The sequence below is a fragment of the Georgenia phoenicis genome (assembly GCF_047302425.1).
Classification (GTDB): Bacteria; Actinomycetota; Actinomycetes; order Actinomycetales; family Actinomycetaceae; genus Oceanitalea.
Map to the genome: position 1 here is coordinate 3,081,576 of NZ_CP154855.1, position 22,948 is coordinate 3,104,523.

The window sequence follows — 22,948 nt, forward strand, 5'->3', positions numbered from 1 at the left end:
GCTCGTCGGGCTCAGGGTGGGCCGCCTCTCGTCGATGTGTGCCTCACGATGCTACTGACCGCCACCGTGCGGTGGGATCATGGACCATCGTGACCTCGCCACTCTCCCGCTTCGGTGACCGCGCCCGCCAGTCCGCGTGGGCCGTGTGGCTGACCGGCGGCGGGGTCTACTTCCTCGCGCTGCTGCACCGCGCCTCGCTGGGCGTGGCCGGTCCGGACGCGGTGGACCGGCTGGGTATCACGGCCACCCAGCTCGGCTCCTTCGTCATGGTCCAGCTCGGCCTGTACGCCGTCATGCAGGTCCCCTCCGGGGTCGCGATCGACCGGTGGGGCCCGCGCCGGGTGCTGTTCGCCGCCACCCTCGTGCTCGGGACCGCGCAGCTCGCCTTCGCCTTCGCCACGAGCTACCCCGTGGCCCTCGCGGCCCGCGGCCTGCTGGGGATCGGGGACTCCGCCGTCTTCATCGCGGTGCTGCGGCTGGCCGCGATGTGGTTCCCGCACCACCGCTACGCCGTCCTCACGATGCTCACCGGCCTCATCGGGATGGCCGGCAACCTCGCCGCGACGGTCCCGCTCGTCGCTGCCCTCGGCTGGCTCGGCTGGACGCGCACCTTCGCGCTCACGGCCGCCGCCTCGCTCGTCTACGCGCTGCTCCTGCTGCGGCCCGCGGTGGCGGCGCCCTACCGGGTGCTGCCCGCCGACGTGCCCGCGGTCCCGCGCCGCGCCGTCGCCGACGTGCGTGAGGCGTGGTCGCGGCGCGAGACGCGCCTGGGCTTCTGGACCCACCAGGCCACGATGGCGCCCGGCGTCGTCATCTCCCTCGTGTGGGGCTACCCCTACCTCACCGCCGGCCTCGGCTACTCCGACGCCGCGGCGGCCTCCCAGCTGTCGATCTTCGTCCTCGGCACGCTCGCGATGAGCTTCGTCGTCGGCCCGCTCGCCGGCCGCCGCCCGACCTGGCGGTCCCCGATGGCGATCGCCGTCGCCCTCCTGGGCATCGCCGGCCTGGCGCTGCTCGTGCTGTGGCCGGGCGGCGAGCCGCCGCACGCGGTCGTCACGGTGGCCTTCGTCCTGCTCGCCCTCGGTGGTCCCGGCTCGCAGATCGGCTTCCACATCGCCCGCGACTACAACGCACCGGTGCGGATCTCGACGGCGACGGGCCTGGTCAACGCCGGCGGCTTCGTCGGGGCGATGGTGGCGGCGATCGTCGTCGGGAGGGTCCTGGACCTGCGGTCCGGCGCCGCCGACCCGAGCCTGCTCGACTACCGGTGGGCGGTGGCCTCCATCGGCCTCATCGCCGTCGTCTCCACCCTCGCCCTCGTCCTCACCCTCCTCGGGGTGCGCGCGGACGTCCTCGAGCGGATGAGCCGCGGCGAGCGCGTCGTCGTGCCGCAGACCGAGCACTGGTGGGACCGCGCCTACCGCCGGGTCACCCGCCGCCCGGCCCTGTAGGCCGCACCCGCGAGGACCACGACGGCGCCGCCCACGACCGCCGTCGCCGGCAGGGTCGCGACGAGGACGAGGCAGCCGAGCAGCCCCGCCACCGGCACCGCCCGCGGGAAGCGGCGCCACTCCCGCGGCTGGGTGAGGGCGGCCGCGTTGGTGACCGCGTAGTAGAGCAGCACCCCGAAGGAGGAGAAGCCGATCGCCTCGCGCAGGTCGACGAGCAGGACCGCAGCCGCGACGACGACGGCGAGCACCGCCTCGGCCCGGTACGGCACCCGGGCGCGCGGGTGGACAGCGCCGAGCCACCGCGGCAGGTCACCGGTCCGGGCCATGGCGAGGGTCGTGCGCCCGATGCCGGCCTGCAGGGTGAGCAGCGCGCCGAGGGCCGCGAGCGCCGCCGCACCGCGGACGAACGGGGCGAGCCACGTCCCGCCGACGGCGTCGGCCACCGGGGCGGGCGACGCCGCCAGCCGCTCGGGGCCGAGCGTGAGCAGGAGCATGACGGCGACGAGGAGGTAGGTCGCCAGGACGAGGCCGAGCGCGAGGAGGACGGCGCGCGGGATCGTCCGCTCCGGCTCGCGCACCTCCTCCCCGAGGGTGGCCAGGCGCGCGTAGCCGGCGAAGGCGAAGAAGAGGAGGCCGGCGGACTGCAGCACGCCGTACCAGGACCAGTCGGTCGCGCCGAGGGCCGCGCCCCCGCCCGCCTCGCCGAGGCCGAGGGCGACCGCGAGCAGCAGGACGGCGAGCACGACGGCGACGACCACGCGCGCGACCACCGCCATCGGCCGCACCCCCGCGCAGTTGACGGCGCCGAGGACGAGGACGACGGCGGCCGCCACGGGCCGCTCCCAGCCGTCCGGCGCGGCGTAGGCGCCGACCGTCAGCGCCATCGCCGCGCAGCTCGCGGCCTTGCCGACGACGAAGCACCAGCCCGCGAGGAAACCGGGCCACGCGCCGAGCCGCTCCCGCCCGAAGACGTAGGTGCCGCCGGAGCTCGGGTACTGGGCGGCGAGCTGCGCCGAGGACGTCGCGTTGCAGACCGCGACGGCGCCGGCGACGAGCAGCCCGAGCAGGAGGGCGCTGCCCGCCGCCGCGGCGGCCGGTGCGAAGACGGCGAAGACTCCCGCGCCGATCATCGAGGACAGGCCCACGACGACGGCGTCGCCGGTGCCCAGGCGGCGGGTCAGGGCGGGCTCGCTCGGCACGGTCCTCCTCGAGCAGGTGGGCAGGTGTGGCGGGACGCTACAGCGCCCGGGTGACCGGCCGGTGAACAGGCGGGTCAGGCGGCGGCGACGTCGCGCCGTCGGAAGCCGAGCAGGCCGACGGCGGTGAGGGCCGCGGCGAGAGCCGCCATGACGAGCAGCGGGGCGAGGGCGAGGGGCTCGTCGGGGACGGCGGGGGTGTGCGCGAGCGGCGAGAGGTCCTGCGCCCACGTGGGTAGGCCCAGCAGGCCGCCGAGAATGGCGACGATCGCCGCCCACACGACCAGCACCCAGGCCAGCCCACCGAGCTGCGGGGCCAGGCCGTGCAGCGCCAGGGCGACGGCACCACCGAGGAGGATGGCGGGGAGGTGGGCGAGCGACGCGGCGATGAGCTCACCGACCCACGCCGCCTCGCCGGTGGCGAGCGCGACGCCGAGCCCGACGCCGAGGCCGAGGAGGACCTGGACCAGCACCGTGCCCGCGGCGACGACCGCCACCCAGGCGCCCACGAGCGCCGTCCGGGAGCTGCCGGAGACGAGCACCCCCTCGACCCGGCCGGCCCGCTCCTCCTCGCGCAGGCGCAGGACGCCGGAGACGGCGAGCGCCAGCGGGCCGACCGCGAAGAAGCCGAGGATGACGGCGGCGAAGGACCTGGTGAGGTCGCCGAGGTCGAGGCTGATCCACTCCCCCACCGCCGGGATGTCCTCGACCATCCCCTCGAGGGAGGTGGCCAGCGTCCCGAAGGCGAGCGCGAAGAGGAACAGCGCGACCGCCCAGCCGACGAAGGTGCCCCGCAGGAGGCGGGTGGCCAGGCCCGCCGGTCGACGGAGGGAGTCGGAGGCGGTGGCCGGCCCGGTGCGGGCGGGGCGGAGCCCCGCGCCGAGGTCCCGCTGGCGGGCGAGCGTGGCCGCGAGCACGAGGAGCGCGACGGTCACCACCGCGGAGACTGCCAGCGGCCACCAGCGCAGGTCGACGTACAGGCGGGTCTGCTGCGCCCAGGCGAAGGGCGAGAGCCACGAGAGCCACGAGCCCTGGCGGTCGAGGACGTCGCCGGTCCCGCGCACGAGGAAGGCGACGGCGATCGCCCCCAGGGCGAGGGCCGAGGCGGTGCGGGCGTGCTCGCTGAGCTGGGCCGTGACGGCGGCGACGGCGCCAAGGACCAGACCGGTGAGCGCCGTCGCCAGGCCGAGGGCGACCGAGTCGGCGGCCTCCATCCCGGTGCCGGCGAGCGCCCCGGTGACGGCGAGCCCGACGGCGGCGTCGGCGACGACGACGGTGAGCACCGCGGCGAGCGCCGGGGCGAAGCGGCCCACCGGCAGCGAGCGCACCATCTCCAGGCGGCCGGACTCCTCCTCGCCGCGGGTGTGGCGCACGACGAGGAGGACGCTCATGATCGCGGCGGGGAGGAACACCCACAGCGAGAGCTCGTTCGCGAGCATCGCCCCGAAGGTGTAGTCGTTGAGCGCGAAGGCCGGCCCGGTCATCATGACCGCGGCCGGGTTGTCCATGAGCGCGGCCCGGGCCTGCAGGGCCTGCGCGTCCGGGTAGGTGTCGCGGAGCGCGGCCACGGAGGCGGCGACGAGGACGGCGAAGGCGAGCGTCCAGACGAGGATCTGGCGCCGGGAGACCCGCAGGAAGAGCCGCAGGAGCATGCCGGTGCCGGTGAGGGGCTCCCGGTGGGTGGCCGGGGTCGCGGTCGTCGTGGTCATCGTCCGGCCCCCACGACCTGGTCGTGGACCAGCTCGTCGCCGTAGTGGCGCAGGAACAGGTCCTCGAGGGAGGGCGGGGTGATCGTGAGGTCGTGGACCTCGAGCTCGGCCAGCAGCGGCAGGAGCCGCGGGACGGCGGTGTCGTCGACGTCGAAACGCAGGCGGCCGCCGTCGACGACGAGGTCATGGACGCCCGGTACCCGCTCGACGCGGGCCGGGTCCGCCGTCGTCGTCGCGGTGACGGTCGAGCGGGTGAGGTGGCGCAGCTGGGCCAGGGTGCCGCTCTCCACGTCGCGGCCGGCGCGGATGATCGTCACCGTGTCACAGAGCTTCTCGACCTCGGCAAGGATGTGGCTCGAGAGCAGGACGGTGCGGCCCGCGTCGCGCAGGCGCCGCACCTCCTCGGTGAAGACCGCCTCCATGAGCGGGTCGAGCCCCGAGGTGGGCTCGTCGAGCAGGTAGAGCTCGACGTCGCGCGACAGCGCGGCGACGAGCGCGACCTTCTGGCGGTTGCCCTTGGAGTAGGTGCGGGTCCGCTTCGTCGGGTCCAGCTCGAAGCGCTCGAGCAGCTCGGCTCGGCGCCGGCGGTGCGCGGTGCCCCGCTCGTGCCGGGTGAGGACGTCGATGGCCTCGCCGCCGGTGAGGCCGGGCCACAGGCTCGTGTCCCCCGGGACGTAGGCGAGGCGGCGGTGGACGGCGACGGCGTCGTGCCAGGGGTCGCGGCCGAGGACCTCCGCGGTCCCGGAGTCGGCGCGGAGCATCCCGAGCAGGACCCGGATGGTCGTCGACTTGCCCGAGCCGTTGGGGCCGAGGAAGCCGGTGACCTGCCCCGTGGGCACGGTGAGCGAGAAGCCGTCCAGGGCGCGGGCGGAGCCGAAGGTCTTGGTCAGGTGCTGCGCACGGATGGCGGTGTCCGACATGGCGTTCTCCTGAGGGGTCAGGGTTCGGCGGGTCGGCCGGCACGGTCGGCCCGGTAGGCGTCGAGCAGCGATCGGTCGAGGAGCAGCGGCTCGGTGTAGATCTCGAGCAGCGGGCCGACGATGCGCTCGGAGTAGCTCCGCAGCCAGGCAGGGAGCTCCTCGAGGTCGAGGTGGTCCTGCTGGGCCGGGAGCTGGAGGAGCAGGGCCCCGAGGGCCTGCTCGGCGAGGACGCGGGCGCGTGCTTCGGGATCTGCGCTGGGGCGCACGACGCCGGCCTCCTCACCCTGGCGGAGGTACTCGACGGCGTCGGAGACGAAGCCGTCGACGAGCTGGGCAGCCAGCGGGCCGCCGGCCTGGAGCCGGCGCAGGACGTACCCGACGACCGGCGCGTAGCCCTCGACCTGGGCGAGCTGCGTGAGCATCGCGCCTGCGCCGGCGCCCCCGGTGAAGACGGTGGCTTTGCTCTGCCGGGTCACCGCGAGGACGTGCTCGTCACAGGCCTCGCGCAGCCCGTCCCGTGAGCCGAAGTGGTGGATGATCAGCGCCGCGCTCACCCCGGCGTCCGCCGCGATGGTGCGCAGCGGTGCGGCGATGCCGTCGGCCGCGAACCGGCGGACGGCGGCACGGAGGATGCGGGCGCGGGTCGTGAGCTCGACCGCCTCGGCTGAACTCATGTTCAAGAGGCTAAACGCGCGTTCAGTCGGGCGTCAAGCGGTCTCGGAGAAGTCGGCTGTCGGCGGTAAGTGCACTGTCGGCGGTAAGTGTGCTGTCGGCGGTAAGTGTGCTGTCGGCGGCGCGGTGGGCTCGGGCGGGTGGGTCAGAGGCCGCCGCGGAGGGCGGCGACGGGCTCGAGGGAGGCGGCCTTGAGCGCCGGGTAGGCGCCGGCGAGCAGGCCGATGACCCCGCCGAGCGCGGCCGAGCCGGCGACCAGCCAGAGGTCGAGGATCGGCGTCCACTCCTGCACCACGCTGATGCCCACCACCGCGAAGGCGCCGAGCGAGGCACCGATGAGGCCGCCCAGCAGGCCGATCGTCACCGACTCGGCGATGAACTGCGTGGCGATCTGCCGGCGGCTCGCGCCCAGCGCCCGCCGCAGGCCGATCTCCCCCACCCGCTCCATGACCCCGAGCAGCGTGACGTTGGCGATGCCGAGGCCTCCCACGAGCAGCGCCACCCCGCCGAGGGCGAGGAAGATCGCGTTGATGTCGCCCTGGACGTTCTCCCGCAGCGCGTTACCCAGGGAGGGTGCCTGGACGGTGATGTTCTCCGGCGTGTTCGGCGACAGCGCGAGCGGTGCCTGCTCGGCCAGCAGCGGCCCGGCGCCCACGGCGATGCGCACCTGCACCTCGCTCGGCGCGGTGAGACCGAAGTCGGCGCGGGCGGTGCCGAGCGGGAGGATGACGGCGTCGAGGACGTCGCGCCGTCGGGCGACGTCGTCGATGATCCCGATGACGGTGTAGGCCTCCTCGCCGATGAAGACGGCGGGCTGGGAGTCCACCCGGTTGACGCTCAGCCGCTGGGCCGCGCCCGAGCCGAGGACGACGACGCGGTCCGCGCGGGCGTCGTGCCCGGCGTCGAACATGCGGCCGGTGGCGAGCTCGCCGCGCAGCGCGGGCAGCAGCTCGGCCGAGCTCGCGACGAGCGTGGGCTGCGCCTGGGTGGCCGCAGCCGGGTCGACGAGCGGCACGGAGGTGATGCGGCGGTCCCCGGGGTCGAGCTCGGCCAGGAGGGCGGCGGCCTCGACCCCGTTGAGCCGCTCGAGCCGCTCCGGGCTGTCCCACGGCAGGGCGGTGCGCGAGCGGCTCGTGCCGCCCGCCCCCTCCGCGGTGCCGGGCGTGACGACCACCTGGGTGGCGGCGACGGCGTCGAACTGGCGGGCGATCTGCCCGCCGCCAGTCTGGGCCATGCCGATCGTCACGACGAGGGCCGCGATGCCGAGCACCGTGCCGAGGATCGTCAGGGCGAGCTTGCCCGGGCGGGCGCCGATGCCGTGCGCGGACTCGCGCAGCAGGTCCCGCGCACCGAAACCGTTGCCGCCCCTCACGCCGTCACCTCGCGCAGCACGCCGTCGGTGATCCGCACCCGGCGCTGCGCGCGGGCGGCGACGGCGTCGTCGTGGGTGATGACGAGCAGGGTGAGGCCGTCGGCGTGGAGCTCGTCGAAGAGGTCGAGGACCTCGCCGGACGTGGCGGTGTCGAGGTTGCCGGTGGGCTCGTCGGCGAGGAGCAGCCGCGGGGCGGTGACGACGGCGCGGGCGACGGCCACCCGCTGGCGCTCGCCTCCCGAGAGGGTCGTGGGCCGGAAGCCGATGCGGTGCTCGAGGCCCACGCGCTGCAGCGCGCCGTAGGCCCGCCGCAGCCGCTCCTCCCGCGGCACGCCGGAGTACATCGTGGCGAGCAGGACGTTCTCGAGCACGGTGCGGTGCGGCAGGAGGTGGAAGGCCTGGAAGACGAAGCCGATGAGGCCGCCGCGCAGGGCGGTGCGCTCGCGCTCCCCCACCGTGTGGGTGGGGATGCCGTCGAGCCAGTACTCACCGGCGGAGGGCCGGTCGAGCAGGCCGAGCAGGTTGAGGAGCGTCGACTTGCCCGAGCCGGAGGGCCCGACGATCGAGAGGTACTCCCCGCGCGGCACCCGGAGCGAGACCGGGTGCAGCGCGGTGACCGCGGGCGGGCCGGGGAAGGAGCGGGAGACCTCGCGGAGGTCGACGACGGGCGGCGCCTGCCCGGCGTCGTCGGCAAGCGCGGCAGGGTCCTCGCGGGTGGCCGTCACCGGCCCACCACCACGAGGTCCCCGGCCGCCAGGCCCTCGGCGCTCACCTCGACGTAGCCGTCGGCGGCGAGCCCGGTCTCGACGACGACGATCTCGGTGCGCTCACCGCCGCGGTCCACCTCCACGCGGCTCTCCCCGCCGGGCCCGGCGGTCAGCGCGGCGACCGGGACCGCCAGGACCTCACCGCCGGTCGACTCGAGGGGGATCGTCACGCGGACGTTGTCGCCGACGACGGCGGCGCGCTGCTCCTCGCTGATCTCGACCGGGACGAGGACCAGCTCGCGGCGGTCGCCGCCACCGCTCGACCCGCCGTCGCCCTCACCCTCGCCCTCGCCGCCGCCCTCGGGACGGCGCGTGGGGGTGCGGACCTCGGTCACGGTCGCCTCGATCTCCTCCTCGCCGACGGCGAGGAAGGCGGTGGTCCCCTCGGCGACGAGAGCGGCGTCGGCGGCGGAGACGCTCGCCAGGACCTGCAGGGTGGCACCGGAGATGGTCAGCGCCTCTCCGCTGACGGTGTCCCCGCGGCGGACCGTCACCGAGTCCACCCGCCGGGGCAGTGTGTCGACGTAGACGACCTCGGCCGCGGGCAGCGGGGTCATCGCGTTGCTGCGCGCCTCCTCCAGGGCGCGCGCGGCCTCCTCGACGGCGGTCGCGGCGGCGTCGCGGGCGGCGCGCTCGACCGAGGTGTCGCGGGCGGCCAGCGCCTCCTCGCGCTCGGCGCGGACGACGGCGAGCTCCTCCTGCGCCTGGGTGACGGCCTCGGCCCCCTCCGGCGCGGCGAGCTGGACGGCGCGCTCGGCGCGGGCCACCGCGGTGTCGAGCCGCAGCCGCTCGGAGGGCGGGGGCCCGCCGGCGGCGCGGCCGACCTCGGCCTGCGCCTGGGCGTAGGCCTCCTCGGCCATCCGCAGCCCCTCCCGGGCGGCGGCGAGCGCCTCGTCGGCGCCCTCCTCCGCGAGCGGCGAGGAGTACCCGGCCTGCTGGTAGAGGGCGTCGACGCCGGCGGCCGTGGCGGCGTCGAAGACGTCCGACTCCCGGTTGCCCGCGTTGATCCCGAGGGCGTGGAGCGCGTTCTTCAGCTGGGTGACGTCCGGGCCGGAGCTGCCCACGCGCAGCGTGCGGTAGACGGGCAGCTCACCGGGCAGCACGATGACCGGGCGGCCGGCGACCTCCATGACGACCTGCCCCGCCTCGACGACGTCGCCGACGGCGGGCACCTGGCCGGTGACGACGGCGGGCCCGCCGATGTCGGTGGTCTCGATGCTGACGGCGACGGGGTCGTCGTACAGCGCGTCGCCGCGCAGCGTGAGGTCGGTGGACAGCTCACGCTCCTCCACCGGCACGGTGATGAGCCCCGCCTCCGGGGGTGCGGCCTCCGCGGCGCGCTGCGCCGGTGAGATGACGAGGTTGCTCACCAGGATCCCGGCCACCAGGCTCGCGACGGCGGTCACCGCGACGACGACGATGGTCCGGTTGGCCCGGGGCGCCCGGACCTCGGGCGGCAGCTCGTCCTCGGGGGCAGCAGGCAGGTCGAGGACCGGCTCCTCCGCGTCGTCGGGGCGCTGCCGGCGCCGGATCACGCGTCCTGCCCGTGGGCGGCGAGCAGCGCGTCGATGTCCGCCTGGTAGGTCTCGACGAACTCCTCCTCGAGCTCGAAGCGGATCTCGAGGGAGCGGCTCTCGAGGTCGATCTCCTCCTGGCAACGGTAGTCGGCGACGGCGGTGGCGATCTCCCGCTCACGCAGCTCGGCCAGCCCCATCTCCTCCATGATGTCGCGGACGGGGTCGGTGCCCGAGGCCTCCAGGGCCTCCCAGTCGAGGTTGTCCCAGTCGATCTGCGCGTCGGCCTCCGTGTAGAGCTTGTCGTACTCCGTGTAGAAGTGGTCGGTGGCCTCGACGGGGGTGGTCATGCCGCTGATCCCGGCGTCGGCCATGCAGGTGGCCCACTCCTCGTAGAGCTCACGGGTGCGCGAGTCGTTCTCGGCGTCCTCGTAGAGCTTGTCCATGGCCTCGAAGAACTCGGTGAAGGCGGGGTCGGACCACGAGTCCTCCTCCCCCTCGTACACCTCGTGGTAGGCGCGCCCCTGGCAGCCGCCCTCCTCCCAGTTGTACTCCTCGACGATCTCCTCGCCCTCGACCCACTCCTCGTCCTCCATGGTCGGCGGGCCGTAGAGCGCCTCGTAGTACGCCTCCTGCTCGGAGCCGGACATGCCGGCGACGTAGTCCTCGTTGGGGTCGGTCCACTCCTCCTCGGGCTCGTCCGACACCTCCTCCGACCACGGGTCGGTGGTCACGCCGTATCCGTACTGCTGGGCCCACTCCTCGGTGTTCCAGTCCTCGTCGTCGGTGACGACGGTGCCCATGTCCTGCTCGACCGGCGTGTACTCGAAGCCCTCCTCGGCCATGCAGGCAGCGACCATCTCCTCGATCTCGCGGTTCTGCTCGACCTGCTCGCGCTCGAGGTCCTCCGGGCTCTGGTCACTGCCCCACAGGGCACCCAGCGCCTCGTCGAGCGGACTGTCCTCCCAGCTGAGCTCGCCGTCCTCGGAGGCCGGGCCTCCTGAGCAGGCAGCAAGTGCTGCGACGGCGACGGCGGCGGCGAGAACGCGTCGGGGGCGCATGGGCATCTCCTCGGACGAGGCCCGCACGAGTTGCGAGCCACTCGGGCTCACGGTAGTGAGCAGACGTCGACGATCACGTCATCCCTAGGGTGGATTTCCTCGCCGCACCGGTCTCCGTTCGGTAACGGCCGCGGCGCGACCACCTACAGTGGGACGGTGCCTGCGCGAACCGTCAAGGACCCGATCGTCTGGATCGACTGCGAGATGACCGGGCTGGACCTCAGCCGCGATGCGCTCATCGAGGTCGCCGTCGTCGTCACCGACTCCGAGCTGAAGCCGGTGGACGCGGGGATCGACCTCGTCATCGCGCCGCCGGCCGGCGCCGTCGAGCAGATGGGCGACGTCGTGCGCGAGATGCACACGACCTCCGGTCTCCTCGAGGAGCTCGACGGCGGGCTCACCATGGCCGACGCGCAGGAGCAGGTCCTCGCCTACGTCCGTCGCTGGGTCCCGGAGCCCCGCAAGGCGCCGCTGGCGGGGAACTCGGTCGGCACCGACCGCACCTTCCTCGAGCGCGACATGCCCGAGCTCGTCGCCCACCTGCACTACCGGATCATCGACGTCTCCTCGATCAAGGAGCTGGCTCGCCGCTGGTACCCGCGCGCCTACTTCAACTCCCCGGAGAAGCACGGCGGTCACCGGGCGCTGGCGGACATCCTCGAGAGCATCGACGAGCTGCGCTACTACCGCGCCGCCCTGTGGCCCGAGGGCGATGGCCCGGACACGCCCACGGTCAAGGCCGCTGCCGAGGCCGTCATGGCCAGCCCCACCGCGGCGGAGGTCGAGCGCCTGGCCGCGAAGGCGGCCGCCAAGACCTCCGGTGAGACACGCATCACCGCTCCCTGAGCCGTCCGGATTCCACACCGCCGGGATCCACCGGCTAGAGTGGGTGACTGCTGCGTCTCGCTGAGGCGCGCATGGTGGGTGTAGCTCAGCTGGTAGAGCGCCGCGTTGTGGTCGCGGATGTCGCGGGTTCAAGTCCCGTCACTCACCCCGAGCCCGAGGCCCGGACCGTCACGGTCCGGGCCTCGGTCGTTCCCCCGTACGATCGCGCCGTGGACGACGACGCGGCACGAGCGCTCCTCAGCTCCCGACGGCTCGTGGTGCTCGACCTCGACGGGCCGCTCACCCGGCTGCTGCCCGGCCAGGAGTACCTGCGGGTCACAGCCGGCGCGCTGGAGCTCGCTCTCTCGCTCGGTCTCGAGCCCGACGACGAGCTCGCCGCCGAGACCGACCACGTCCAGCTCCTTCGCCTCGTCGCCGAGCGGGGCCCGGACGTGGGGCGCGCCGTGGAGCGGTGGTGCACGGACCGGGAGCTCACGGCCGCGGCCGGCGCACCGCTGGCTGCCGGTGCAGAGACCTTCGTCACCGCCTGCCTCGACCGGGGTACCGCCGTCGCCGTCGTCACGAACAACGCACCGGAGGCGGCGGCCGCGGTCCTCGCCAAGGGCGGGGTGCTCCTCGCCGGACTGCCCGTCCACGGGCGTGACCCGGAGCGCCTGGACCGCCTCAAGCCCTCGCCGCAGCCGCTGCTGGCCGCGGCCGACGGCGCCGGCGTGAGGCCCGCGGACGGCGTCATGGTCGGCGACTCTGCCAGCGACGTCCACGCGGCGACGGCGGCCGGGATGCCCTGCATCGGCCTGTCCCCCGACCCCGCGCGGCGGGCGGAGCTGCTCGCCGCGGGTGCCGTGGCGGCCGCGCCGAGCCTCGCCGCGCTGTGAGTGGTCCCGTCTAGAGTGGCGAGGTCGCCCGACCGGTGAAGGAAGGATCAATCGATGTCCCAGCTCGAGGAGCGCGCCGAACCCCTGGCCGCGCAGCCGCCCGCCGTGGTCGAGCGTGAGGTCGAGACCGTCCTGCCGACCCGGCACGGTGCCTTCCGGATGCTCGGCTTCCGCGACGCCGGCGGCACCGAGCACGTCGCCCTCGTCATGGGCCTGACCGACCCGGATCCGCGCACCACCCCGCTCGTGCGGGTCCACTCCGAGTGCCTCACCGGTGACGCCTTCGGCTCGTGGCGCTGCGACTGCGGCGAGCAGCTCGACGCCGCCCTCGCGGCGGTGGCCGCCGAGGGTGAGGGCGCCGTCGTCTACGTCCGCGGCCACGAGGGTCGCGGCATCGGCCTGCTCGAGAAGCTGCGCGCCTACGCGCTGCAGGACATGGGCGCCGACACTGTTGACGCCAACCTCGCCCTCGGGCACAGCGCCGACGCCCGCAGCTACGACCAGTCCGCGGCGATCCTCCGCGACCTCGGCGTGCAGCGGATCCGGCTGCTGTCCTCGAACCCCGCCAAGGAGGAGGCGCTGACCGCCCTGGGTGTCGACGTCGTCGAGCGGGTCAGCCTCATCGTCCCGGCCCACCCGGAGAACGAGGCCTACCTCGCGACCAAGCGCGCCCGGATGCGGCACGACCGCCCGGCCGCCGAGGACGCCTGGGACGCGCTGCTGCGCGGTGCGGTGCCGGTCGTCGCCCCGGAGGACGCCGCCCACGAGCTCGTCGACCGCTACGGCCCGCTCGTCGCGCTCGGCTCCCACGCCGTCATCGCCCAGCTCGGCCAGAGCCTGGACGGCTTCATCGCCTCGCGCACCGGGGACGCGGAGTTCGTCACCGGCGAGGAGGACCGCGAGCACCTGCACCGGCTGCGGGCGCTCGTCGACGCCGTCGTCGTCGGTGTGGGGACGGTGACCGCGGACGACTGCCGCCTCACCGTGCGCGCCGTCCCCGGCGCCCACCCGGTCCGCGTGGTCCTCGACCCGCGGGCCCGCACGCCGCTCGACTCCCACGTGCTCACCGACGGCGCCGCGCCCACCCTGTGGCTCGTCGGCCCGGGCGCCACCGTCCCCGGTGACCTCGCCCCGCACGTCGAGGTCCTCCGCCTCGACGACAACGGCCCGGCCGACCCGTCCCGCGTCCTCGAGCTGCTGCGCGAGCGGGGCCTGGGCCGGGTGCTCGTCGAGGGCGGCGGCCGCATCGTCTCCGCCTTCCTCGACGCCGGTGTCCTCGACCGCCTCTTCCTCACGACGGCGCCGGTGCTCATCGGCGACGGCGTGCCCGGGGTCCGTTTCACCGGCTCCGAGCTGCTCGCCGACGCCCTGCGCACCCGCACCCGCCGCTTCGTCCTCGGCGAGGACGTGTGCACCGAGCTCGACCTGCGGGCGCTGCGCTCAGTCGAGGCCGAGCCCGCGCCGTAGGTCCGCCGCGGTGTCGGCCCACGTGCGCAGCTCCTCCCGGCGCGCGCGGGCGGCCGCCCGCCACGCGGTCCGCTGGTCCGCGTCGGTCAGCCAGCGGCGCAGCGCCCGGGTCCACGCCTCGGCCTCGGTGGCCGGCACTGCCGTACCTGGCGCGCCGCCGGTGAGCGGGCCGGGGCGCCCGGCAAGTGCCTCGACGGCCCCCGTGCCCTCGGCCACGACGCCGGGGACGCCGTGGGCCAGGGCTTCGATGACGACGAGCCCGTAGGTCTCGACGAGCGAGGGCACGAGCAGCAGGTCGGTGCGCTGCCACAGCGCCTCGAGCTCCTCCCCGGTGACGGCGCCGGGCAGCGCTACGCGACCGGCGAGTCCCGCAGCGTCCAGCGCCTGCGCGACCTCCGCGGCCACCTCCGGCTGCGCACCGGACGGCCCCGCGAAGGTCGCCCGCCACGGCAGGTCCCGCACGGCGTCGAGTGCCGCGACGAGCACGGCGTGGTTCTTCGCCCGGGTGAGCGCCCCGAGCGCGAGGAGGTGCGGCGGGCGGCTGCCGCCGGCGACCGGTCCGCGCTCGGCGCCGGGCTCGGCGACGAGCACGTCGGCGCGGCCGTAGCGGCGGACGAGGTCGGCGGCCGCCCAGCGGCTCGTCGTGACGACGGCGGAGGCGGCGTCGACGGTGCGGGACTCGAGCGCGGCGAACCGGTCCGCCTCCGCGGGCGGCAGACCCGCCTCCGCGGGCAGCGGCAGGTGGACGAGGAGGACGACCCGCGCCCCCGCGGCGACGGCCTCGGCGAGCTCCCCGGGGCAGGCGCTGCCGACGAGGGCGTCGACGACGACCGTGCCGGAGGTGCCCAGCGCCCCGCGCAGCGCCTCCCGGTCGGCGGGCCCGGGCCGCGGCCAGGGGCCGGGCAGGGCACGGACCTCGACCGGTCCGTGCGCCGCCTCCCAGGCGCGCGCGAGCTGCGCGTCGTAGACGTCCCCGCCGCTCGGTCCGGCCCCGCGGGCCGGGACGACGAGCCGCAGCGCCGGCACGGCTAGCTCCCGGGGAGCTCGAGACGGTAGGTCGCCCACGCGTCGGGGTGCTCGCGCAGCGTGACCTCCAGGGCCGTGTACGGGGTCATGTCCAGGCCCTCGGCGAGGCGGTGGGCGACGTGCCGGGCGACGACCTCGGTCGTCGTGACGACGCCGGCGAACTCCTCGAGCTCGTCGAGGTTGCGGTAGCGCAGCGCGCCGGTCACCTCACCGAGCCGCTCGGTCGCGGCGCCGATGTCGATGACCACCCCGTGCTCGTCGAGCTCGGGCCGGTACCACGTCGCCTCGACGACGTAGGTGACCCCGTGCAGCCCCTGGGCGGGGCCGAAGAAGGGGTCGGGCAGGCTGTGGGCGACCATCATGTGGTCGCGGACCGTCACGCTGAACACTCAGCTCTCCTCGGGGTAGCGGATGACGTGGCACAGGGCGGGCAGCCGGCCGGAGGCGACGTCCGCCATGACCTCCGGCAGCCGGGCGAAGTCGCTGGTCCCGGTGAGAAGGGCGTCGAAGCGCGGGTCGCGCAGCGCGTCGAGTGCCACCCCCAGCCGGTCGGTCGTGGTGCGGCGGGCGCGGCGGGCGGCGCTGACGGCGCCGACCTGGCTGCCGCGCAGGGTCAGCCGCCGGGCGTGGAAGGCCTCCCCCAGCGGCGCCCGGGGCGCGTCGGTGCCGTACCAGGACAGCTCGACGACCTCCGCCTCCTCACCGGCCAGGCGCAGGGCGGTGGCGAGCCCCGCCTCGCTCGCCGAGCAGTGGACGACGACGTCGCAGTCGCCCGTCGCGTCCTCCGGCGTCACGAGCGTCAGGCCGAGACGTGCGGCGAGCTCCTGGCGGCTCGGGTCGACGTCGACCACCTCGAGCCGTTCGAGCGGGAAGCCGCTGAGGAGGGTGGCGACGGACGCCCCGATCATCCCCATCCCGACGACGGCGACCCGGTCCCCCAGCCGCGGGGCGGCGTCCCACAGGGCGTTGACGGCGGTCTCCACCGCGCCGGCGAGGAGGGCACGGTCGGTGGGCACGTCGTCGGGCACGGGGACGACGGCGGTGGCGGGGACGACGTACCGGGTCTGGTGGGGGTGGAGGCAGAACACCCGCCGGCCGCGCAGCTCGTCGGGGCCGTCCTCGACGACGCCGACGGAGAGGTAGCCGTACTTCACCGGCCCGGGGAGGTCACCCTCCTGGAAGGGCGCGCGCATGAGCGGGCGGACGGCCTCGGGGACGGCGTGGCGGTGGACGAGCGTCTCGGTGCCGCGGCTGATCGCCGAGCGCAGCGTGCGGACGAGAACCTCACCGGCGTCGGGAGGGTCGAGGGGCGCCTGTCGGATCTCTCCCCGCTCGGGACCGACCGTCCAGTACGCCTCTGCCATCACGTGGCCCATCCTGCCCGCCGGGTGCGGGCCGGCGCGAACGGGCACGCGCGCCCCCGGCCCGTGCAGCACTTATGCTCTCGCTGACCAGCGGCGCGCGTGCGCCCTCGTGAACGGAAGTGAGATCCCATGGCCGGTGGCCTAGCTGCACTGCTCGACGACATCGCCGCCCTGGCCAAGATCGCCGCGGCCTCGGTCGACGACATCGGTGCCGCAGCGGGCCGCGCGAGCGCCAAGGCGGTGGGCGTCGTCATCGACGACGCCGCGGTGACCCCGCGCTACGTCCACGGCTTCACTGCCAAGCGCGAGCTGCCGATGATCTGGCGGATCGCCCGCGGCTCCCTGCGCAACAAGCTCCTGTTCATCCTCCCGGCGATCCTCCTGCTCAGCCAGTTCGTCCCGTGGCTGCTCACCCCGATCCTCATGCTCGGCGGGCTCTACCTCAGCTACGAGGGCGCGGAGAAGCTCTACGAGTACGTCACCGGGCACCACAAGGAGAAGACGGCCGAGCCCGTCGCGGCCAAGGGCGAGGACCACGAGAACAGGATGGTCAGCTCGGCCATCAAGACCGACTTCATCCTCTCCGCCGAGATCATGGTCATCGCGCTCAACGAGGTCGCGGACGAGCCGCTGCTCAACCGGGCGATCATCCTCGTCGTCGTGGCGCTCGGGATCACCGCGCTCGTCTACGGGGTCGTCGCGCTCATCGTCAAGATGGACGACATCGGGCTGCGCATGGCGCAGCGGGACTCGACTCTCTCGCAGAAGGTGGGCCGGGGCCTCGTCAAGGGGATGCCGAAGGTCCTCGCGGTGCTGTCCGTCGTCGGTGTCATCGCGATGCTGTGGGTCGGTGGGCACATCCTGCTCGTCGGGGTCGACGAGCTCGGCTGGCACGCCCCCTACGAGCTCGTCCACCACCTCGAGGAGGCGGTCGCCGGCGGGCTGGGCGCGCTGCAGGGCTTCGTCACCTGGCTCGTCGACACGCTGGCCTCCGCCGTCGTCGGGCTCATCGTCGGCGCCCTCGCCGTCGTCGTCATGCACCTCGTCCCCCGGAAGAAGAAGGACGCCGCCGCCCACTGATCACCGACAGCCGGATTCTCCAGCCCCCTCGGCGTCGACAGGGGTCACCGGGGAGGGTGCCACAAGCGGGCGCAGGATCGCCGACCGGCCGCCGACGTCAAGGCCCCGGACCTGATCGACACCCGGACCAGACGCCTATGTGGCACCCAGGTTGTCCCTGGAACAACCCCGCACTGTCACCGGACGAGCCGGGTCAGCGGGGAGGGTGCCACAAGCGGGCGCCAGGACCGCCGACCGGCCGCCGACGTCAAGGCCCCAGGCCTGATCGGCGCCCGGACGTGGCGCCTTTGTGGCACGCAAGGCCGTCCCCGGAACAACTCCGCTCTCGGCGACAGCGTTCTGTCGCCGAGAGCGGAGTTGTTACTGCGTCAGGGGCGGCCGAGGTAGCCGTCGGGGGTGACCGGCAGGGCGCGCTTGTGGCCCGTGCGGCGGTACCAGCCGACGATCGTCGCCTCGTCCTCGGCGGAGACCTCGCGGCCCTCGAGGTAGTCGTCGACCGCGTCGTAGCGCACGCCGAGCGCCTCCTCGTCGGCCAGCAGCGGCTTGTCGGACTCGAGGTCCGCCGTCGGGATCTTGTTGACGAGATCGTCGGGCGTGCCGAGGTGGCGGCCGATGTCGCGCACCCGGCGCTTGGGAAGGCCGAAGAGCGGGGTGAGGTCCGCGGCGCCGTCGCCGTGCTTCGTGTAGAAGCCGACGCACGCCTCGGCCGCCTGGTCGGTGCCGACGACGAGCATCCCGCGAGCGCCGGCGATGGCGTACTGGCTGACCATGCGCAGGCGGGCCTTGACGTTGCCCTTGTGGTAGTCGTCTCGGGCGTCGGTCACCGGCGTGCGCGAGGCGAGCACCTGGTCCCACAGGGCGTCGGTCGCGGGGCCGATGTCGATCGTCTCGACCATGTCGGCGCCGATGAACTCGATCGCGGCGACGGCGTCGTGCTCGTCCTTCTGCACCCGGTAGGGCAGGCGGACGGCGACGAACGTGGCCTCACCGCCGGCCTCCCGCACCCGCTCGCAAGCGAGCTGGCACAGGCGCCCGGCGACCGTCGAGTCGACGCCGCCGCTGATCCCCAGCACGAGACCCTTGGCCCCGGTGTCCTGGAGGTAGCGGGCGAGGAACTCGATGCGACGCTCCGCCTCGGCGGCGGCGTCGAAGGTGTCGGGGTCGACGACCTCGAGCGCGGTGATGATCTCCGACTGCAGCTGGGTGTCCATTCCGCGAATGTACTGGCGCCGTGTTACGTCGTCATCACATAGGCCCTGGTGGGGCGCACTAGGCTCTGCGCATGACCGGCTGGGACCCCGGGCCCGGGGTCGTCGAGCTGCCGGACGGGCGCCGCGTCCGGGGTGGTGGCGTGCGCCGCCCGCACTCTGACGTCCCGGACTTCGCCGTCTACCTCCTCGGCCGCGAGCCCCGGGTCGAGGGGCGGGACTACCGGTGGGTGCGCTGGCGCGACTTCCGGCTCCCGGACTCGACACCTGACGCGGTCGACGCACTCACGGAGGCCTACGCCCGCGCCGCGACCGAGAGGGTGGAGATCGCCTGCGGGGGCGGGGTCGGCCGGACGGGCGCGGCGCTGGCGCTGCTCGCCGTCATGGGCGGGGTGCCGACCGAGGACGCCGTCGCCTGGGTGCGCTTGCGCTACCACCCGCGGGCGGTCGAGACGCGGCAGCAGCGGCGCTGGGTCGGCACCGCGGCACAGCACCTGCACGGGTGACCGCTCGACAGGTGTCCGGAGCGCCCCCGCTCTAGCGTGGGCGGATGAGCTCGCGCCCGACGTCCCCGCTCGACCTGGCCCTGCCCGAGGGCGCGGGCCGGCGTGTCCTCGTCACCGGTGCCAGCGGCTACGTCGGCGGGCGCCTCGTGCCCGAGCTCGTCGCCGCCGGCTTCGCCGTCCGGGCGGGGGCACGCGACCCGCGCAAGCTCGAGGACCGGCCGTGGGCCGGCGACGTCGAGCTCGTCGCCGCCGACCTCGAGGACGGCGACCAGGTGCGCGCCGCGATGGCCGACGTCCACACCGTCCTCTACCTCGTCCACTCGATGGGCGGCGGCGGCGACTTCGTCGAGCGGGAGGCGCAGATCGCCCGCACGGTGGCGGAGGCGGCGGAGGCGCAGGGCGTGGAGCAGATCGTCTACCTCGGCGGACTGCACCCCGACAAGCCGCTCGAGGAGCTGTCGGACCACATGCGCTCCCGGGAGCAGGTGGGCCGCATCCTCCTCGAGTCCGCCGTCCCCACGCTCGTGCTGCGGGCCGGCATCGTCATCGGCTCCGGCTCGGCGTCCTTCGAGATGATCCGCCACCTCACCGAGCGGCTGCCCGTCATGCCCGGGCCGCGCTGGCTCGACAACCTCGTCGAGCCGATCGCGATCCGCGACGTCCTGTACTACCTCGCCCACGCGAGCGCGCTCACCGACCCCGTCAACGGCACCTACGACGTCGGCTCCGGACGGCCGCAGCCCTTCAAGGACCTGCTCTCCGGCTACGCACGGGTGGCGGGGCTGCGCCCGCGCCGGATCTGGGCACTGCCCATCCCCGCGCCGCGGCTGTCCGGCTTCTGGATCGGGATGACGACGCCGATCCCGCGCGGGCTGGCGATGCCGCTGGCCGCGTCCATGGCCGAGGACGCCGTCGCCGCGGACCACGAGATCGCCACCGTCATCCCCGACCCTCCCGGTGGGCTCACGCAGTACCCCGACGCGTGCCGGCTGGCGATCGAGCGGCAGGTCTCCGGGCGGGTGACGGCCAGCTGGGACGACGACGTCACCGCCTCCGCCGGCCCCGCCGACCCGCTGCCCTCGGACCCGGAGTGGGCCGGGCACACCGTGTACACCGACGTCCGCGAGCGCGAGGGCCGGGCCGCCCCGGACTCGGTGTGGCGGGTGGTCCAGGGCATCGGCGGGGAGAACGGCTGGTACTCCCCCGCCGTCCTGTGGCGGCTGCGCGGGTTCCTCGACAAGCTCGTCGGCGGTCCGGGCATGGCGCGGGGACGGCGCCACCCGCACCGGCTGCAGGTCGGGGACCACGTCGACTTCTGGCGGGTGGAGTCGGTGGAGCCCGGAGAGCGGCTCACGCTGCGCGCCGAGATGCGCTCCTCGGGGCGCGCCTGGCTCGAGCTGTCCGTCGACGCACTGCCCGGCGGCGGCTCCCGCTACCGCCAGCGCGCCATCTTCTTCCCCCGCGGCATCATCGGGCGGCTGTACTGGCTGGCGGTGCTGCCCTTCCACGCCCTGATCTTCCCCACGATGGCCCGCAACATCCTCCACGAGGCGGAACGGCACCCGGTGAGCGGCGCGTCACCTCAGCGGTAGAAGCCCTCGCGCAGGTTGATGCCGTGCTCGACCCACGCCTTGAGCGCGCCCAGCATGCTCGTCCACCCCTCGCAGTTGCCGAAGGCGCTGCGGGCGCCGTCCGGGGTCGCCCGCCACGAGGACTCGGTGATGGTGACGAGGGTGCGGGCGCCGTCGTCGACCGGTTCGAGCTCGAAGGTCGTGCGGGTGACGCCGCGCTCGCTCGTCGTCGCCTCCCCGTCCCACTCGATGACGATGCGGCCGGGTGGGTCTGCCTCGAGGACGCGGACGGGGAAGGGGCCGGGGAAGTCGGCGAACTCCCAGATCACCTCGGCGCCGGCGGTGAGGCGGCCGCGGGCGCCTCCGGTGGTGAAGTACCTCGACAGCTGGGCTGGGTCGGCGATGGCCTCGTAGACCTCGGCGACCGGCCGCGAGACGCGGCCCGACACGGTGAAGGACAGCTCTGTCAGCTCGGTGGCGTTCATGTGATATTTTTACAACGTGTCTGGTGCTGAGGTCAACGGGTCCGACGAGGACGACGACCGCGTCTTCAAGGCGCTCGCCTCCCCCACCCGGCGGCGCATCCTCGACCTGCTCAAGGAGCGGCCCCGCACGACGGGCGACGTTGCCGCGCAGTTCCCCGAGCTGGACCGCACGACGGTCCTCCAACACCTGCGCGTGCTCGAGCGCGCCGAGCTCGTCACCGGGCGCAAGGTCGGCCGCGAGCGCCACCTGTCCCTCGCCCCGCTCCCCATCAAGCGCATCCACGACCGGTGGATCGGGGCGTACGCGCGCGCCGCCGTCGCACTGCTCGAGGACCTCGACCGCGGCTGACCTGCGAGCCCCGCGCCCGCGGCCGACAATGGCTCGATGCCTCTGCTCACCGTCGGTCACGGCGCGCTCGACCGCGCGGGGCTCGCCGCCCTCCTCACCGGCCGCCGGGTGGCGCTCGTCGTCGACATCCGCCGCTTCCCCGGCAGCAGGCGCAACCCCGACGTCGCCAGCGACGCCCTCGCACAGTGGCTGCCCGAGGCCGGCGTCGCCTACCGCTGGGAGCAGCGCCTGGGCGGGCGGCGCCACCTGCGCAAGGCCGAGGACGCCGCCTCACCGGACACGTGGTGGCAGGTCGACGCCTTCCGCGCCTACGCGGGCTATACCCGCACCGAGGAGTTCACGGCCGCGCTCGCCGAGGTCGTTGAGGAGGCCCGCGGCGACGCACGGGTCGCGGTCATGTGCTCCGAGGCGGTGTGGTGGCGCTGCCACCGCCGGCTCGTCGCCGACGTCGCCACGCTCCTCCACGACCTGCCCGTCCACCACCTCATGCACGACGGCGAGGTGCGGATCCACGAGCCCTCGGCCGGCGCCCGGGTGGGCGACGGCGTCGTCGTCTGGGACGGGGAGCCGGCCGGGTGAGCTACCGCCGGTCGTAGGTGAGGACGACGTTCCCGCCGTCGAAGGTCCGCACGTCCGTCAGGTCGAGCTCGCCGGGCGCGAAGCCGGCGCCCTCGAGCATCGGGCGCCCCGAGCCGGCGACGACGGGGTAGAGCTTGACGATGAAGCGGTCGATCTCCGCGAGCAGCGCCCCGGCCAGCCGCGCCCCGCCCGCGAGGTAGATGTCGAGCGGGGAGTCCTCGGCCTTGAGCCGGCGCACGAGGGCGACGGGGTCGTCCCGCACGATGGTGACGTCCGGGTCCAGCTCCTCCTGCGTCGTCGAGACGACGTACTGGCGCAGGTGCGCGTACGGGCTGGTGACGCCCTCGCGCAGACCCGGCTCGTAGGTGCGCCTGCCCATGACGACGGTGTCGAAGTGCTTGTTCGGGCGGTCGGCGATGCCAAGGTACGCGCGGCCGTGGCTCGGGATCGTGTCGGGGTACTCCTCCAGCATCCATGCGGAGTACTCCTGGGGCTGCGGGTAGAAGTCGACCTCGTCCTCCGGGCCGGCGATCCGGCCGTCGAGCGAGGCGGCGATGTAGTAGGTCAGTCGGCGCACGGGGTCTCCTTCGTCGGGTGCGGTCCGCGCGCCATCCTTCCCTGCCGCGGCCCGCGCCGGCCACGGAATACGCGAGGACGACGACGGCGGGACGCACCCGCCGTCGTCGTCCTCGCTCCGCGGCTACTTCTTCTGGACGGTGATCGACCACTCCGCGTCACCGATGCGGCGGTAGTCGGTCACCGGGTAGCCCTCTGAGGCGGCCCAGCGCGGGATGGCGTCGGTGGCCTGGGTGCAGTCGAAGTTGATGGTGAGGTAGTCGCCGTCGGGCAGGGACGCGATGGCGTCCTTGGCCTCGACGAGCGGGAAGGGGCAGACCTGTCCGGAAGTCTGGAGCGTGAGGGGCACGGTGG

General features: G+C 74.5%; 24 protein-coding genes and 1 tRNA gene. 10 read left to right on the plus strand and 15 right to left on the minus strand.

What is annotated here, in order from left to right; genetic code table 11:
- The first annotated feature begins 89 nt into the window (after positions 1-89).
- Complete coding sequence (locus AA0005_RS14640; RefSeq protein WP_413450866.1) at positions 90-1,451, plus strand: MFS transporter; 1,362 nt, start codon at positions 90-92, stop codon at positions 1,449-1,451.
- Here the strand turns inward: AA0005_RS14640 and AA0005_RS14645 are convergent.
- The 8 genes from AA0005_RS14645 to AA0005_RS14680 form a co-directional block, all read right to left on the minus strand.
- The gene (locus tag AA0005_RS14645; protein ID WP_413450867.1) at positions 1,418-2,650 is read right to left on the minus strand and encodes an APC family permease; all 1,233 of its coding nucleotides are present in this window, start codon (positions 2,648-2,650) and stop codon (positions 1,418-1,420) included. The two genes, AA0005_RS14640 and AA0005_RS14645, sit on opposite strands and share 34 nt — an antisense overlap.
- A gap of 74 nt (positions 2,651-2,724) precedes the next feature.
- Positions 2,725-4,356 carry an ABC transporter permease gene (locus AA0005_RS14650; RefSeq protein ID WP_413450868.1) on the minus strand — a complete coding sequence of 544 codons (1,632 nt, stop codon included), beginning with the start codon at positions 4,354-4,356 and terminating at the stop codon, positions 2,725-2,727.
- Entirely contained in the window at positions 4,353-5,276 is a 924-nt protein-coding gene (locus AA0005_RS14655) for an ATP-binding cassette domain-containing protein (protein WP_413450869.1), read from the minus strand. Before AA0005_RS14655 ends, AA0005_RS14650 begins: the two co-directional genes overlap by 4 nt.
- A gap of 17 nt (positions 5,277-5,293) precedes the next feature.
- Entirely contained in the window at positions 5,294-5,950 is a 657-nt protein-coding gene (locus AA0005_RS14660; protein WP_413450870.1) for a TetR family transcriptional regulator, read from the minus strand.
- Between the two features lie 143 nt (positions 5,951-6,093).
- Positions 6,094-7,320, minus strand: coding sequence for an ABC transporter permease (locus tag AA0005_RS14665; protein ID WP_413450871.1), 1,227 nt, complete (start codon positions 7,318-7,320; stop codon positions 6,094-6,096).
- Positions 7,317-8,045 carry an ABC transporter ATP-binding protein gene (locus tag AA0005_RS14670; protein WP_413450872.1) on the minus strand — a complete coding sequence of 243 codons (729 nt, stop codon included), beginning with the start codon at positions 8,043-8,045 and terminating at the stop codon, positions 7,317-7,319. Before AA0005_RS14670 ends, AA0005_RS14665 begins: the two co-directional genes overlap by 4 nt.
- The gene (locus tag AA0005_RS14675) at positions 8,042-9,622 is read right to left on the minus strand and encodes a hypothetical protein (protein WP_413450873.1); all 1,581 of its coding nucleotides are present in this window, start codon (positions 9,620-9,622) and stop codon (positions 8,042-8,044) included. Before AA0005_RS14675 ends, AA0005_RS14670 begins: the two co-directional genes overlap by 4 nt.
- Entirely contained in the window at positions 9,619-10,662 is a 1,044-nt protein-coding gene (locus AA0005_RS14680; protein ID WP_413450874.1) for a hypothetical protein, read from the minus strand. The genes AA0005_RS14675 and AA0005_RS14680 overlap by 4 nt, the downstream gene beginning before the upstream one ends.
- Positions 10,663-10,866: 204 nt before the next feature.
- Between AA0005_RS14680 and orn the strand changes: the two genes are divergently transcribed.
- From orn to ribA, 4 genes are all read left to right on the plus strand, one after another.
- The gene (gene orn / locus AA0005_RS14685) at positions 10,867-11,508 is read left to right on the plus strand and encodes an oligoribonuclease (protein WP_413453106.1); all 642 of its coding nucleotides are present in this window, start codon (positions 10,867-10,869) and stop codon (positions 11,506-11,508) included.
- A gap of 74 nt (positions 11,509-11,582) precedes the next feature.
- A tRNA-His gene (locus AA0005_RS14690) sits at positions 11,583-11,655 on the plus strand.
- Between the two features lie 62 nt (positions 11,656-11,717).
- Complete coding sequence (locus AA0005_RS14695; protein ID WP_413450875.1) at positions 11,718-12,383, plus strand: HAD family hydrolase; 666 nt, start codon at positions 11,718-11,720, stop codon at positions 12,381-12,383.
- Positions 12,384-12,437: 54 nt separating this feature from the next.
- Positions 12,438-13,850, plus strand: a complete 1,413-nt coding sequence (ribA, locus tag AA0005_RS14700; RefSeq protein WP_413450876.1) for a GTP cyclohydrolase II — start codon at positions 12,438-12,440, stop codon at positions 13,848-13,850.
- Here the strand turns inward: ribA and AA0005_RS14705 are convergent.
- The 3 genes from AA0005_RS14705 to AA0005_RS14715 are packed head-to-tail and all read right to left on the minus strand — an operon-like array spanning position 13,824 to position 16,240.
- Positions 13,824-14,876, minus strand: a complete 1,053-nt coding sequence (locus tag AA0005_RS14705; protein ID WP_413450877.1) for a glycosyltransferase family 4 protein — start codon at positions 14,874-14,876, stop codon at positions 13,824-13,826. The genes ribA and AA0005_RS14705 overlap by 27 nt on opposite strands.
- A gap of 2 nt (positions 14,877-14,878) precedes the next feature.
- Positions 14,879-15,265, minus strand: coding sequence for a 6-pyruvoyl trahydropterin synthase family protein (locus tag AA0005_RS14710; RefSeq protein WP_413450878.1), 387 nt, complete (start codon positions 15,263-15,265; stop codon positions 14,879-14,881).
- On the minus strand, positions 15,266-16,240 hold the full coding sequence (locus AA0005_RS14715) for a zinc-dependent alcohol dehydrogenase (RefSeq protein WP_413450879.1): 975 nt from the start codon (positions 16,238-16,240) through the stop codon (positions 15,266-15,268).
- 129 nt (positions 16,241-16,369) lie between these two features.
- Here AA0005_RS14715 and AA0005_RS14720 point away from each other — a divergent pair, with 129 nt between their 5' ends.
- Positions 16,370-17,320, plus strand: a complete 951-nt coding sequence (locus AA0005_RS14720) for a DUF808 domain-containing protein (RefSeq protein WP_413450880.1) — start codon at positions 16,370-16,372, stop codon at positions 17,318-17,320.
- A gap of 368 nt (positions 17,321-17,688) precedes the next feature.
- Here the strand turns inward: AA0005_RS14720 and nadE are convergent, their stop codons facing one another.
- Positions 17,689-18,531 (minus strand): ammonia-dependent NAD(+) synthetase, encoded by an 843-nt coding sequence (gene nadE, locus AA0005_RS14725; RefSeq protein ID WP_413450881.1) that lies wholly within the window; start codon positions 18,529-18,531, stop codon positions 17,689-17,691.
- 71 nt (positions 18,532-18,602) lie between these two features.
- Here nadE and AA0005_RS14730 point away from each other — a divergent pair, with 71 nt between their 5' ends.
- On the plus strand, positions 18,603-19,034 hold the full coding sequence (locus AA0005_RS14730) for a protein-tyrosine phosphatase family protein (RefSeq protein ID WP_413450882.1): 432 nt from the start codon (positions 18,603-18,605) through the stop codon (positions 19,032-19,034).
- 44 nt (positions 19,035-19,078) lie between these two features.
- Entirely contained in the window at positions 19,079-20,626 is a 1,548-nt protein-coding gene (locus tag AA0005_RS14735) for an SDR family oxidoreductase (protein ID WP_413450883.1), read from the plus strand.
- Here AA0005_RS14735 and AA0005_RS14740 read toward each other — a convergent pair.
- A complete protein-coding gene (locus tag AA0005_RS14740) occupies positions 20,617-21,090 on the minus strand; it encodes an SRPBCC domain-containing protein (protein WP_413450884.1) in 474 nt (157 codons plus the stop codon). The two genes, AA0005_RS14735 and AA0005_RS14740, sit on opposite strands and share 10 nt — an antisense overlap.
- Before the next feature lie 16 nt (positions 21,091-21,106).
- On the opposite strand from AA0005_RS14740, the gene AA0005_RS14745 reads away from it, so the two are divergent.
- The gene (locus tag AA0005_RS14745; protein ID WP_413450885.1) at positions 21,107-21,439 is read left to right on the plus strand and encodes an ArsR/SmtB family transcription factor; all 333 of its coding nucleotides are present in this window, start codon (positions 21,107-21,109) and stop codon (positions 21,437-21,439) included.
- 36 nt (positions 21,440-21,475) lie between these two features.
- Positions 21,476-22,018: a DUF488 family protein gene (locus AA0005_RS14750; protein WP_413450886.1), complete on the plus strand. Its 543-nt coding sequence runs from the start codon at positions 21,476-21,478 to the stop codon at positions 22,016-22,018.
- A 1-nt stretch (position 22,019) separates the two neighbouring features.
- On the opposite strand, the gene AA0005_RS14755 is transcribed toward AA0005_RS14750, so the two are convergent.
- The gene (locus tag AA0005_RS14755; protein ID WP_413450887.1) at positions 22,020-22,595 is read right to left on the minus strand and encodes a dihydrofolate reductase family protein; all 576 of its coding nucleotides are present in this window, start codon (positions 22,593-22,595) and stop codon (positions 22,020-22,022) included.
- Between the two features lie 123 nt (positions 22,596-22,718).
- A complete protein-coding gene (locus tag AA0005_RS14760; protein WP_413450888.1) occupies positions 22,719-22,943 on the minus strand; it encodes a sulfurtransferase TusA family protein in 225 nt (74 codons plus the stop codon).
- Between the last annotated feature and the right edge of the window lie 5 nt (positions 22,944-22,948).

Bases quoted from the DNA above. Each gene is read 5' to 3' on its own strand.
- AA0005_RS14650 (WP_413450868.1), bottom strand. From the start codon at position 4,356: ATGACCACGACGACCGCGACCCCGGCCACCCACCGGGAGCCCCTCACC.
- AA0005_RS14655 (WP_413450869.1), bottom strand. From the start codon at position 5,276: ATGTCGGACACCGCCATCCGTGCGCAGCACCTGACCAAGACCTTCGGC.
- AA0005_RS14660 (WP_413450870.1), bottom strand. From the start codon at position 5,950: ATGAGTTCAGCCGAGGCGGTCGAGCTCACGACCCGCGCCCGCATCCTC.
- AA0005_RS14680 (WP_413450874.1), bottom strand. From the start codon at position 10,662: ATGCGCCCCCGACGCGTTCTCGCCGCCGCCGTCGCCGTCGCAGCACTT.
- orn (WP_413453106.1), top strand. From the start codon at position 10,867: ATGACCGGGCTGGACCTCAGCCGCGATGCGCTCATCGAGGTCGCCGTC.
- ribA (WP_413450876.1), top strand. From the start codon at position 12,438: ATGTCCCAGCTCGAGGAGCGCGCCGAACCCCTGGCCGCGCAGCCGCCC.
- AA0005_RS14715 (WP_413450879.1), bottom strand. From the start codon at position 16,240: ATGGCAGAGGCGTACTGGACGGTCGGTCCCGAGCGGGGAGAGATCCGA.
- AA0005_RS14720 (WP_413450880.1), top strand. From the start codon at position 16,370: ATGGCCGGTGGCCTAGCTGCACTGCTCGACGACATCGCCGCCCTGGCC.
- nadE (WP_413450881.1), bottom strand. From the start codon at position 18,531: ATGGACACCCAGCTGCAGTCGGAGATCATCACCGCGCTCGAGGTCGTC.
- AA0005_RS14730 (WP_413450882.1), top strand. From the start codon at position 18,603: ATGACCGGCTGGGACCCCGGGCCCGGGGTCGTCGAGCTGCCGGACGGG.
- AA0005_RS14735 (WP_413450883.1), top strand. From the start codon at position 19,079: ATGAGCTCGCGCCCGACGTCCCCGCTCGACCTGGCCCTGCCCGAGGGC.
- AA0005_RS14740 (WP_413450884.1), bottom strand. From the start codon at position 21,090: ATGAACGCCACCGAGCTGACAGAGCTGTCCTTCACCGTGTCGGGCCGC.
- AA0005_RS14750 (WP_413450886.1), top strand. From the start codon at position 21,476: ATGCCTCTGCTCACCGTCGGTCACGGCGCGCTCGACCGCGCGGGGCTC.